The sequence below is a fragment of the Gluconacetobacter johannae genome, assembly GCF_014174305.1.
GTDB lineage: Bacteria > Pseudomonadota > Alphaproteobacteria > Acetobacterales > Acetobacteraceae > Gluconacetobacter > Gluconacetobacter johannae.
This window is the reverse complement of record NZ_JABEQH010000006.1, coordinates 35,319-47,939: the sequence shown is the minus strand read 5'-3', so window position 1 is coordinate 47,939 and position 12,621 is coordinate 35,319. Positions and strand designations below refer to the sequence as shown.

At 65.1% G+C, this 12,621-nt stretch carries 7 protein-coding genes; all 7 read left to right on the top strand.

Annotated elements, in window-relative coordinates; genetic code table 11:
- Positions 1 to 249: 249 nt before the first annotated feature.
- The 7 genes from rplJ (at position 250) to tuf (ending at position 12,581) form a co-directional block, all read left to right on the top strand.
- Entirely contained in the window at positions 250 to 768 is a 519-nt protein-coding gene (gene rplJ, locus HLH21_RS05465) for a 50S ribosomal protein L10 (RefSeq protein ID WP_182942115.1), read from the top strand.
- 101 nt (positions 769 to 869) lie between these two features.
- Positions 870 to 1,241 carry a 50S ribosomal protein L7/L12 gene (rplL, locus tag HLH21_RS05460; RefSeq protein WP_182942113.1) on the top strand — a complete coding sequence of 124 codons (372 nt, stop codon included), beginning with the start codon at positions 870 to 872 and terminating at the stop codon, positions 1,239 to 1,241.
- Between the two features lie 285 nt (positions 1,242 to 1,526).
- Positions 1,527 to 5,702, top strand: coding sequence for a DNA-directed RNA polymerase subunit beta (gene rpoB / locus HLH21_RS05455; RefSeq protein ID WP_182942111.1), 4,176 nt, complete (start codon positions 1,527 to 1,529; stop codon positions 5,700 to 5,702).
- A 105-nt stretch (positions 5,703 to 5,807) separates the two neighbouring features.
- Entirely contained in the window at positions 5,808 to 9,995 is a 4,188-nt protein-coding gene (gene rpoC, locus HLH21_RS05450) for a DNA-directed RNA polymerase subunit beta' (RefSeq protein WP_182942109.1), read from the top strand.
- 437 nt (positions 9,996 to 10,432) lie between these two features.
- Entirely contained in the window at positions 10,433 to 10,804 is a 372-nt protein-coding gene (gene rpsL, locus HLH21_RS05445) for a 30S ribosomal protein S12 (RefSeq protein ID WP_003621118.1), read from the top strand.
- Between the two features lie 15 nt (positions 10,805 to 10,819).
- Entirely contained in the window at positions 10,820 to 11,296 is a 477-nt protein-coding gene (gene rpsG, locus HLH21_RS05440; protein ID WP_182942107.1) for a 30S ribosomal protein S7, read from the top strand.
- A 94-nt stretch (positions 11,297 to 11,390) separates the two neighbouring features.
- Positions 11,391 to 12,581: an elongation factor Tu gene (gene tuf, locus HLH21_RS05435; protein ID WP_182942105.1), complete on the top strand. Its 1,191-nt coding sequence runs from the start codon at positions 11,391 to 11,393 to the stop codon at positions 12,579 to 12,581.
- Positions 12,582 to 12,621: the final 40 nt, after the last annotated feature.

Genomic DNA, 12,621 nt, shown 5'->3' with positions numbered 1-12,621 from the left:
CCATTCCATGGGGGCGCGCCCCGGTCTTCCGAACCTGTCCATGACCGGATGTGGCGCATGCCTTGATGGCCCCCGCGGGGGCCGCACACGGAAGACGGGGATTGCCGGATTGGGGCGGATCATCCGCCCGCACTGGTTGTTCCGTTGCACAGGACAGGCGAACCGGAGGGGCGGCCCCGGTGGCCGTGCCTTCCTTGGGTAAACCCGGCCTGCCAGGCCATGTCTGGCGGGTCACGACGGAGACGGGAATTGGACCGTACGGAGAAGCGGGAGTTTGTTGCCTCCCTCGCGGCCGTGTTCGCCGATACGTCCATGGTCGTTGTCACCCGTAATGACGGGCTGACGGTGGCTGATGCGACGGAATTGCGGCGGCGTGTGCGCGCGGCTGGAGCGACTTACAAGGTCGCGAAGAACCGGCTGGCCAACCTCGCCCTGGCAGGGACCCGATTCGAAGGCATCTCGCCGCTGCTGAAGGGGCCGACCGCATTGTCGTGGTCGGCGGATCCTGTGGCGGTGGCCAAGGTGCTTGTCGAGTTCGCCAAGACCAACGAAAAGCTTGTCGTGCTCGGTGGAGCGCTTGGAACCCAGACACTGAATGTGGATGGGATCAAGGCGCTGGCCGAGCTGCCGTCCCTGGATACGCTCCGGGCGCAGCTGGTGGGGCTTATCTCCACGCCGGCCACGCGCATCGCGGGTGTCCTCCAGGCGCCGGCCGGACAGCTTGCGCGGGTTTTCGGGGCCTACGCCAAGAAGGACGAGGCTGCCTGAGCCATATGCGCCCCGCATGCGCGGGGCGATGAAATTCGCACAGTCTCGTGAAATCGGGATTGTGTTGCGCCAATCAGTGTATACATTAGGAAGACCGAATCATGGCCGATCTGACCAAACTCGTTGACGAGCTGTCCGCCCTCACCGTTCTCGAGGCTGCCGAGCTCTCCAAGCTGCTCGAAGAGAAGTGGGGCGTTTCCGCCGCCGCTCCGGTCGCCGTTGCCGCCGCGCCGGCCGCTGCCGCCGCCCCGGCGGAAGAGCAGACCGAATTCACCGTCGTCCTCGCGAAGGCCGGTGACAAGAAGATCAACGTCATCAAGGAAATCCGCACCATCACCGGCCTGGGCCTGAAGGAAGCCAAGGATCTGGTCGAAGGCGCGCCGAAGACCGTGAAGGAAGGCGTGACGAAGGACGAAGCCGAGAAGATCAAGAAGGTTCTTGAAGAGAACGGCGCGTCTGTCGAAGTGAAGTAATCTGCCGGGTTGCCGGCGGCCCCATGTGGGTCGCCGCTCCTGATCTAACCGAGCGAGGGCGGGACACCTGATGGTTCCCGCCCCCTTGGCCGTTCTGGCGCCCTGACCGCGAGGTCTCGGGCGCCTTTGGCGGTAGAGGGCCTATCCTTTGGGGTGGGCAGGTCGCGGGCCGCTGCCGGCCGGCGACCGCACAAGGCGGTATTTGATGGTCCGTTTCCGGTCGCCGCGGTGTTCGCCGCAGGGCGCGGGGATTTGGGGCCGTTGGGGATGGGGGCAGGATAGACGATGAACGCGATTACGAAATCGTTCACGGGACGCAAGCGCATCCGCAAGAGCTTCGGGCGGATACCCGAAATTGCTCCGATGCCCAATCTGATCGATGTGCAGCGCGCCAGCTACGAGGCGTTCCTGCAGATGAACGTGTCCGCCGACAGCCGGACGCAGACCGGCCTGCAGGAAGTGTTCCGTTCGGTTTTCCCGATCAATGACTTCGCCGGCCGCGGCCGGCTCGAGTTCGTCAATTACGAACTCGAGGAACCGAAATACGACGTCGAGGAATGCATCCAGCGCGGCCTGACCTTCGCGGCGCCGCTGAAGGTGGTGCTGCGCCTGATCGTCTGGGACGTGGACGAGGATACGGGTTCGCGCTCGATCCGCGACATCAAGGAGCAGCCGGTCTACATGGGCGACATGCCGCTCATGACCGACAACGGCACCTTCATCATCAACGGCACCGAGCGCGTCATCGTCAGCCAGATGCACCGCAGCCCGGGCGTGTTCTTCGACCACGACAAGGGCAAGACCCATTCGTCGGGCAAGTTCCTGTTCGCCGCCCGCGTCATCCCCTATCGCGGCTCGTGGCTCGATTTCGAATTCGACAGCAAGGACCTGATCTACGTCCGCATCGACCGCAAGCGGAAGCTGCCGGTGACGACGCTTCTGTACGCCCTTGAAGGCGAGGCCTCGGCCGCCGCGCGCGCCGCCAAGCTGGCCGAGGGCGGTGATGTGGATGCGCTGGACATCCAGGGCATGGATGCCGACGAGATCCTGAACTATTTCTACGGCAAGGTCGTCTTCGTGAAGACGTCCAAGGGCTGGGCGCGCCCGTTCGACGCCGAGTCGTTCCGTGGCCTGAAGCTGCTGGAGCCGCTGATCGACGCCGAGACCGGCGAGGTGGTGGCCGAGGCCGACGCCAAGCTGACGGCGCGGATGGTCCGCAAGATCGCGGAGAAGACCAAGGACGTTCTGGTGGGCGCCGCCGGCCTGATCGGCCGCTATGTCGCCTATGACCTGGTCAATCCGGACACCGGCGAGATCTACGCCGAGGCCGGCGAGGAGCTGACCGAGGCGCGTCTGGAGGCCCTGGAGGAAGCCGGCCTCGACCGTCTGCCGACGCTGGCCATCGACGCCTCCAACGGTCCGTGGATCCGCAACACGCTGACGGTCGACAAGAACACGACGCGCGACGATGCGCTGACCGACATCTATCGCGTCATGCGCCCCGGCGAGCCGCCGACCCCCGAGACGGCCGAGGCGATGTTCTCGGGCCTGTTCTTCGACGCCGACCGCTATGACCTGTCCGCCGTCGGCCGCGTGAAGATGAACATGCGCCTGGGCCTGGACGCGCCGGACACCGTCCGCGTCCTGCGTAAGGAAGACATCCTGCGTACCGTCAAGATCATGTGCGAGCTAAAGGACGGGCGCGGCACGATCGACGACATCGACAACCTGGGCAACCGGCGCGTCCGCTCGGTCGGCGAACTGATGGAAAACCAGTATCGCGTCGGCCTGCTGCGGATGGAGCGCGCGATTCGCGAGCGCATGGGCTCGGTCGACATCGACACCGTGATGCCGCATGACCTCATCAACGCGAAGCCGGCCGCGGCCGCGGTGCGCGAGTTCTTCGGTTCGTCGCAGCTCAGCCAGTTCATGGACCAGACCAACCCGCTGTCCGAGGTCACGCACAAGCGCCGCCTTTCGGCCCTCGGGCCGGGCGGCCTGACGCGCGAGCGCGCGGGCTTCGAGGTCCGCGACGTCCATCCGACCCATTATGGCCGCATCTGCCCGATCGAAACGCCGGAAGGCCCGAATATCGGCCTGATTAACTCGCTGGCGACCTATGCGAAGGTCAACAAGTACGGCTTCATCGAGACCCCGTACCGCCTGGTGCGCGACGGTGTCCTGCAGGACGGGTGGAAATACCTGTCCGCGATGGAAGAGGAAAAGCTGATCGTCGCCCAGGCCGACGCCCGGCAGGACACCGACGGCAAGCTGACGGACGAGCTGGTGTCCGTGCGGCGCGGCGGTGACTTCCGCCTGGTCAAGCCGGAGGAGGTCACGGCCTGCGACGTGTCGCCCAAGCAGCTTGTCTCGGTCGCCGCGGCGCTGATCCCGTTCCTGGAGAACGATGACGCCAACCGCGCGCTGATGGGCTCGAACATGCAGCGCCAGGCGGTGCCGCTGGTGCGGTCGGACGCGCCGCTGGTCGGCACGGGCATGGAAGCGGCGGTCGCCCATGACTCCGGCGCCACCATCGTGGCGCGTCGCGGCGGCATCATCGACCAGATCGACGGCGCCCGCATCGTGGTCCGTGCGACCGACGAGGCCGGGGCGACCCAGGGTGTCGATATCTACCGGCTGCGTAAATACATGCGCTCCAACCAGTCCACCTGCATCAACCAGCGTCCGCTGGTGCGCGTGGGCGACCGGGTGCGCGGTGGCGACATCATCGCCGACGGCCCGTCCACCGAACTGGGCGAACTGGCCCTGGGCCGGAACGTGCTGGTCGCGTTCATGCCGTGGAACGGGTACAATTTCGAGGATTCGATCCTGATTTCCGAGCGCATCGCGCGCGATGACGTCTTTACCTCGATCCATATCGAGGAATTCGAGGTCATGGCCCGCGACACCAAGCTGGGCCAGGAGGAAATCACCCGCGACATCCCCAATGTCGGCGAGGAGGCGCTTCGCAACCTCGACGAGGCGGGCATCGTCTATGTCGGCGCCGAGGTGAACCCCGGCGACATCCTGGTCGGCAAGGTGACGCCGAAGGGCGAAAGCCCGATGACGCCGGAAGAGAAGCTGCTGCGCGCGATCTTCGGTGAAAAGGCGTCCGACGTCCGCGATACCTCGCTGAAGCTGCCGCCCGGCACCACGGGCACCATTGTCGATGTGCGCGTCTTCTCGCGTCGCGGCGTCGACAAGGACGAGCGCGCGATGGCGATCGAGCGCGCGGAAATCGAGCGTCTGGCCAAGGATCGCGACGATGAGCGCGCGATTCAGGAGCGGTCGTTCTACAACCGCCTGCGCGAGCGTCTGGTCGGGCAGGTCGCCGGGACCGGCTTCAAGGGCCTGCGCTCGGGCACCGAGATCACCGAGGAGGTGCTGACCGAGCATCCGCGCGGCGCATGGCGGAACATCACCGTTGCTTCCGACGCGGTGATGGTCGAGCTGGAGGTGCTGCGGCGCGAGTTCGACGCGGCGGTGGCCCGGATCCAGGCGCGCTTCGAAAGCAAGGTCGAGAAGCTGCAGCGCGGCGACGAACTGCCGCCGGGCGTGATGAAGATGGTCAAGGTCTTCGTCGCGGTGAAGCGCAAGCTGCAGCCGGGCGACAAGATGGCCGGCCGTCACGGCAACAAGGGTGTCGTCTCGCGCGTCGTGCCGGTCGAGGACATGCCGTTCCTCGAGGACGGCACGCCGGTCGATCTGGTGCTGAACCCGCTGGGCGTGCCGTCGCGCATGAATGTCGGGCAGATCCTGGAGACCCATCTGGGCTGGGCCTGCGCCAACATCGGCCGGGGCATCGGCGAGCTGGTCGATGACTACCAGCGCACCGGCGAAAAGAAGCAGGAGCTGCTGGGCCGCCTGAAGTCGGTCTATGGCGACACGGTATATGACGACGCGATCGTCGACCTGCCGAACGACCAGCTTGTCGAACTGGCGAACAACCTGCGCAAGGGCGTGCCGATCGCGACCCCGGTGTTCGACGGTGCGTCGATCCCGGATATCGAGGCGATGCTGGAAAGCGCCGGGGTGAACAAGTCCGGCCAGTCGCAGCTGATCGACGGCCGCACCGGCGAGCCGTTCGAGCGCCAGACCACGGTCGGCTACATCTACATGCTGAAGCTGCATCACCTGGTCGACGACAAGATCCATGCGCGTTCGATCGGTCCGTACTCGCTGGTGACCCAGCAGCCGCTGGGCGGCAAGGCGCAGTTCGGTGGCCAGCGGTTCGGCGAGATGGAAGTGTGGGCGCTGGAAGCCTACGGCGCGGCCTACACCTTGCAGGAAATGCTGACGGTGAAGTCGGACGACGTGTCCGGCCGCACCAAGGTCTACGAGGCGATCGTGCGCGAGCAGGACGATTTCGAGGCCGGCATTCCCGAGAGCTTCAACGTGCTCATCAAGGAGCTGAAATCGCTCGGCCTGAACGTGGATCTGGAGCAGAGCGGCAATGACTGACGAATTCGTCGGTCGCTCCATTCTCTCTCCGTCTGTTTTCTTCTCAGGGACGGAGGTGGCCGCCAGGGCCGCCTCCTCCCGGTTCCCCCAGGGGGTTTACGGCGCATGAACGAACTCATGAAGATCCTTGGCCAGACCGGCCAGGCCATGACCTTCGACCAGATCAAGATCCAGCTCGCCTCGTCCGAGCAGATCCGGTCCTGGTCCTATGGCGAGATCAAGAAGCCCGAGACCATCAACTACCGCACGTTCAAGCCGGAACGCGATGGCCTGTTCTGTGCGCGGATCTTTGGTCCGATCAAGGATTACGAGTGCCTGTGCGGCAAGTACAAGCGCATGAAGTTCCGCGGCATCGTCTGCGAGAAATGCGGTGTCGAGGTGACGCTGGCCAAGGTCCGGCGCGAGCGCATGGGCCATATCGAACTGGCCAGCCCGGTCGCGCATATCTGGTTCCTGAAGTCGCTGCCCAGCCGCATCGGCCTGATGGTCGACATGACGCTGAAGGATCTGGAAAAGATCCTGTATTTCGAGAGCTACGTCGTTCTCGAACCCGGCACGTCGCCGCTGAAGCAGTACAGCCTGTTGACCGAGGACCAGTACCTCGACGTCATGGACGAGCATGGCGAGGAGGGGATCGAGGTCGGGATCGGCGCCGAGGCGATCAAGAAGGTTCTCGAACGCATCGACTGCAAGGCCGACAAGGAGCGTCTGCGCCAGGAGCTGAAGGACACCACGTCCGAGGCCAAGCGCAAGAAGCTGGTCAAGCGCCTGAAGCTGATCGAGGCGTTCGCCGACAGCGATTCGCGCCCCGAGTGGATGATCATGGACCTGATTCCGGTGATTCCGCCGGAACTGCGTCCGCTGGTTCCGCTGGATGGCGGCCGTTTCGCGACGTCCGACCTGAACGACCTGTACCGCCGCGTCATCAACCGCAACAACCGCCTCAAGCGGCTGATCGAGCTGCGTGCGCCGGACATCATCGTCCGGAACGAGAAGCGCATGCTTCAGGAATCGGTCGATGCGCTGTTCGACAACGGCCGTCGCGGCCGGGCGATCACGGGCGCCAACAAGCGTCCGCTGAAGTCGCTGTCCGACATGCTGAAGGGCAAGCAGGGGCGGTTCCGCCAGAACCTGCTGGGCAAGCGCGTCGATTATTCCGGCCGTTCGGTCATCGTGGTCGGCCCAGAGCTGAAGCTGCACCAGTGCGGCTTGCCGAAGAAGATGGCGCTGGAGCTGTTCAAGCCGTTCATCTATTCGAAGCTGGAAAAATACGGCCACGCCACCACCATCAAGGCCGCGAAGCGGATGGTGGAAAAGGAACGTCCCGAGGTCTGGGACATCCTGGAAGAGGTGATCCGCGAGCATCCGGTGATGCTGAACCGCGCGCCGACCCTGCATCGCCTGGGCATCCAGGCGTTCGAGCCGGTGCTGATCGAAGGCAAGGCGATCCAGCTCCATCCGCTGGTCTGCACCGCCTTCAACGCGGATTTCGACGGCGACCAGATGGCCGTGCACGTTCCGCTGAGCCTCGAGGCGCAGCTGGAAGCGCGCGTGCTGATGATGTCGACGAACAACATCCTCAGCCCCGCGAACGGCAAGCCGATCATCGTGCCGTCCCAGGATATCGTGCTGGGCCTGTACTATCTGAGCCTGGAGACGCCGGAATTCCTGGTGACCCCGGACCGGAACGAATATGACGCCGAAGGCCGCGTCACGGTGACGGGCGCGTCGTCGTTCGCCACCATCGGCGAGGTCGAGTACGCCCTGTCGGCCGGCGCGATCAAGCTGCACGACAAGATCGTCGCGCGCTTCGACACGGTCGATGCCGAGGGCAAGCCGGTGCGCCAGACGGTCGTCACGACGCCGGGCCGCATGCTGATCGCGCAGATCCTGCCGCGCCATCCGGCGATCCCGTTCACGCTGGTCAACAAGCAGCTGACGAAGAAGAACGTCTCGGACGTCATCGACGCCGTCTACCGCCATTGCGGCCAGAAGGAATGCGTCATCTTCTGCGACCGCCTGATGGGCCTGGGCTTCCGCCACGCGGCGAAGGCCGGCATCTCGTTCGGCAAGGATGACATGATTATCCCGGTCGAGAAGAAGGAGCTGGTCGATCGCACCGCGACCGAGGTCAAGGAGTTCGAGCAGCAGTACCAGGACGGGCTGATTACCGCCGGCGAGCGCTACAACAAGGTGGTCGACGCCTGGTCGCGCTGCACCGACGAGGTGCAGGCCGCGATGATGAAGGAGATCTCGCGCCAGGAGGTCGGCAAGGTCACGAACTCGGTGTGGATGATGAGCCACTCCGGCGCCCGTGGGTCGCCGGCCCAGATGAAGCAGCTGGCCGGCATGCGCGGCCTGATGGCTAAGCCGTCGGGCGAGATCATCGAGCAGCCGATCATCGCCAACTTCAAGGAAGGCCTGTCGGTCCTCGACTACTTCACCTCGACCCACGGCGCGCGCAAGGGTCTGGCCGATACCGCGCTGAAGACCGCGAACTCGGGCTACCTGACCCGTCGCCTGGTCGACGTCGCGCAGGACTGCATCATCGTCGAGGAGGATTGCGGGAGCGAACGCGGTCTGACGGTGCGCGCGGTGATGGATGGCGGCGAGATCGTGTCGTCCCTGTCCGAGCGGATTCTCGGCCGCACGGTCGCCGCGGACATCATCGACCCGGCGACGGGCGCGGTGCTGCTGAAGCGCGATTCGCTGATCGAGGAGGCGCAGGCCGAGAAGATCGAGAAGGCGGGCGTCGAAAGCGTGCTGATCCGTTCGGTGCTGACCTGCGAAAGCCGGGTCGGCGTCTGCGGCCTGTGCTACGGCCGCGACCTGGCGCGCGGCACCCCGGTCAATATCGGCGAGGCCGTCGGCGTGATCGCGGCCCAGTCGATCGGCGAGCCGGGCACCCAGCTGACCATGCGTACCTTCCATATCGGCGGTGCGGCGCAGCGTGGCGCCGAGCAGTCGATGGTCGAGGCGTCGCGTGACGGCAAGGTGACGATCAACAACCGCAACGTCGTCCATAACAGCCAGAACGTGCCCATCGTGATGTCGCGTAACTGCGAGATCGTGCTGACGGACGAGAAGGGGACCGAACGCGGACGCTATCGCGTGCCGTACGGCGCCCGTCTGCTGGTGGACGAGGGGGCCTCGGTCACCCGTGCCCAGAAGATGGCCGAGTGGGATCCGTACACCCTGCCGATCATCACCGAGCAGTCGGGAACGGTGGAATATCTCGACCTGATCGACTCCATCACCCTGGTGGAGCGGATGGACGAGGTCACCGGCCTGACCTCGAAGGTGGTCGTCGACTACAAGCAGGCGGCCAAGGGGGTGGACCTGCGTCCGCGCCTGCAGCTGAAGGATGCGAACGGCCACGTCATCAAGCTGTCGAACGGCAATGACGCCCGCTACTTCCTGTCGCCCGACTCGCTGCTGTCGGTCGAGAACGGCGCGCAGGTCAGCGCGGGCGACGTGCTGGCCCGCATCCCGCGCGAAGGCTCGAAGACCCGCGACATCACCGGCGGTCTGCCGCGTGTCGCGGAACTGTTCGAGGCCCGTCGTCCGAAGGATCACGCGATCATCTCGGAGACCGACGGTCGCGTGGAATTCGGCAAGGACTACAAGGCCAAGCGCCGCGTCATCGTGAAGAACGACGAGACCGGCGAGGAGACCGACTACCTGATCCCCAAGGGCAAGCATGTGTCGGTCCAGGAAGGCGATTTCGTCCGCGTGGGCGATCCGCTGGTCGATGGTCCGCGCGTGCCGCATGACATCCTGAAGGTCCTGGGGGTCGAGGCCCTGTCGGACTATCTGGTGAACGAGATCCAGGACGTCTATCGACTGCAGGGCGTGAAGATCAACGACAAGCATATCGAGGTGATCGTCCGCCAGATGCTCCAGAAGGTCGAGATCCTGGAGCCCGGCGACACGACCTACCTGATCGGCGAGACGGTGGATCGGATCGAGTTCGAGACCGAGAACACCAAGCGCCTGAACGCGGGCGAGCGTCCGGCCGGCGCGATGCCGGTCCTGCAGGGCATCACCAAGGCGTCCCTGCAGACGCAGTCGTTCATCTCGGCCGCGTCGTTCCAGGAGACCACCCGCGTGCTGACCGAAGCGGCAACGGCGGGCAAGAAGGACACGCTGAACGGCCTGAAGGAGAACGTGATCGTGGGTCGCCTGATCCCGGCCGGCACGGGCAGCGTGATGAACAAGCTGCGGGCCATTGCGGCCGGCCAGGACCGCCAGCGCATGGCGCAGGCGCGCCCTGCGGTGACGAAGGCGGACTAAGCCGTCCGGAATCGGGAAAAAGGGCCGGGTGGCGACACCCGGCCCTTTTTTTATCCGAGTCCGGACTCGCCCGAATCGGATAGATGTGGGATAGGGCGTCGGCGCCCGCGGATCTGCTGCCGCCGCATGCCGGATATGGCGGTCGAACGGGGGAGCTTCGGCGGAATCTGGCCGCGAATCCCGAGGTACTACTTGACTCCGGGCCGTGCGCCTCGTAGGTTCCGCGCCCTCGGCTAGCCCCGTCTCGCAGGACGTCGTTGGCCGTCGAATGCAGCATGCAGGCATGCGGCGCCGTGGCCCTCAGGGGTCGCCAAGGCCGGATGTTAATATGATGCCCAGGCGAATGATGCTCATTCGATGGGATTTTGTTGTGAACGACAGTCGGCAGCCCGATACGCGGTTGGCCGGCCGAAATTTGTAAGGATCGGGAAAGGCGTATGCCGACCATCAACCAGCTGATCGCCAAAGGCCGCGAGCCCGCAGCCAAGCGCAACAAGGTGCCTGCGCTGCAGGGTTGCCCGCAGAAGCGCGGCGTCTGCACGCGCGTCTACACAACCACACCGAAGAAGCCGAACTCGGCCCTGCGTAAGGTTGCCAAGGTGCGTCTGACGAACGGCTATGAGGTCGTCAGCTACATCCCGGGTGAAGGCCACAACCTGCAGGAGCACAGTGTGGTCCTGATCCGCGGCGGCCGCGTCAAGGATCTTCCGGGCGTGCGCTATCACATCCTGCGTGGCGTTCTGGATACCCAGGGTATCGCCAAGCGTCGTCAGCGTCGCTCGCTCTATGGCGCGAAGCGTCCGAAGTAAAAGGAATAACCAGGCATGAGTCGCCGTCATCGCGCCGTGAAGCGCGAGATTCTTCCCGATCCCAAATTTGGTGACGTCGTCATCACGCGCTTCATGAATGCGCTGATGTACGACGGCAAGAAGTCCACCGCCGAAGGCATCGTCTATGGTGCCCTTGAGGTGATGCGTCGTCGCGGCGGTGCGTCCGCCGACCCTGTGGTGATGTTCCACGGCGCCCTGGACAATGTGAAGCCGGCTGTCGAGGTTCGCTCGCGGCGCGTCGGCGGCGCGACCTACCAGGTGCCCGTCGAGGTGCGTGCCGAGCGCCGTCAGGCGCTGGCCATCCGCTGGCTGATCGACGCCTCGCGCAAGCGCGGCGAGAACACGATGCAGGAGCGCCTGTCCAACGAGCTGCTCGACGCGGTCAACAATCGCGGCGCCGCCGTGAAGAAGCGCGAAGACACGCATCGCATGGCCGAGGCGAACAAGGCGTTCAGCCATTACCGCTGGTAAGGGCTGCTGGTCCGGTTTAAAGACCGGCACGCTTCCGGTTAGGAACATTTCAACCCGACTCCCGGCCCGAACGCCGAGGTAACGGAGACAGACGATGGCAAAGGCTAAATTCGAGCGGACGAAGCCGCACTGCAACATCGGCACGATCGGCCATGTCGACCATGGCAAGACGTCGCTGACCGCTGCGATCACCAAGACGCTGGCGAAGACCGGCGGCGCCACCTTCAAGGCGTACGACCAGATCGACGCCGCGCCGGAAGAGCGCGCGCGCGGCATCACGATCTCGACCGCGCATGTCGAGTACGAGACGGCGAATCGCCACTACGCGCACGTCGACTGCCCCGGTCACGCCGACTACGTGAAGAACATGATCACCGGCGCCGCCCAGATGGACGGCGCGATCCTGGTGGTGTCGGCCGCTGACGGCCCGATGCCGCAGACCCGCGAGCACATCCTGCTGGCCCGCCAGGTCGGCGTTCCGGCGCTGGTCGTGTTCCTGAACAAGGTTGACCAGGTCGACGATCCGGAACTGCTGGAACTGGTCGAGATGGAAGTGCGCGAGCTTCTGTCCGCCTATCAGTTCCCCGGCGACGATATCCCCATCATCAAGGGTTCGGCCCTGGTGACGCTGGAAGACGGCGATCCGGAGATCGGCGAGAACCGCGTGCGCGACCTGATGGATGCGGTTGACGCCTACATTCCGCAGCCGGAGCGTCCGATCGACCGTCCGTTCCTGATGCCGATCGAAGACGTGTTCTCGATCTCGGGCCGCGGCACCGTGGTGACCGGCCGTGTCGAGCGCGGCGTCGTGAACGTCGGTGACGAAATCGAAATCGTCGGTCTGCGTGCGACGCAGAAGACGACGGTGACGGGCGTCGAAATGTTCCGCAAGCTGCTGGATCGCGGCGAGGCCGGCGACAACATCGGCGCGCTGGTGCGTGGCACGAAGCGTGAGGACGTCGAGCGTGGCCAGGTCCTGGCCAAGCCGGGCTCCATCACCCCGCACACCAAGTTCAAGGCCGAGGCCTACATCCTGACGAAGGAAGAGGGTGGCCGTCACACGCCGTTCTTCACCAACTATCGTCCGCAGTTCTACTTCCGTACCACGGACGTGACGGGCGTCGTGCACCTCCCCGAGGGCACGGAAATGGTGATGCCGGGCGACAACATCGCCATGGATGTCGAGCTGATCGCTCCGATCGCCATGGACGAGGGCCTGCGTTTCGCTATCCGCGAGGGTGGCCGCACGGTCGGCGCCGGCGTGGTGGCCACGATCACGGCCTGATCGGGTCTTCACCAGAACTGGCGACCCCGGCCGGAGCGAT

Coding starts and splice junctions, on each gene's coding strand:
- rplL (WP_182942113.1), top strand. CDS start 870: ATGGCCGATCTGACCAAACTCGTTGACGAGCTGTCCGCCCTCACCGTT.
- rpoB (WP_182942111.1), top strand. CDS start 1,527: ATGAACGCGATTACGAAATCGTTCACGGGACGCAAGCGCATCCGCAAG.
- rpoC (WP_182942109.1), top strand. CDS start 5,808: ATGAACGAACTCATGAAGATCCTTGGCCAGACCGGCCAGGCCATGACC.
- rpsL (WP_003621118.1), top strand. CDS start 10,433: ATGCCGACCATCAACCAGCTGATCGCCAAAGGCCGCGAGCCCGCAGCC.
- rpsG (WP_182942107.1), top strand. CDS start 10,820: ATGAGTCGCCGTCATCGCGCCGTGAAGCGCGAGATTCTTCCCGATCCC.
- tuf (WP_182942105.1), top strand. CDS start 11,391: ATGGCAAAGGCTAAATTCGAGCGGACGAAGCCGCACTGCAACATCGGC.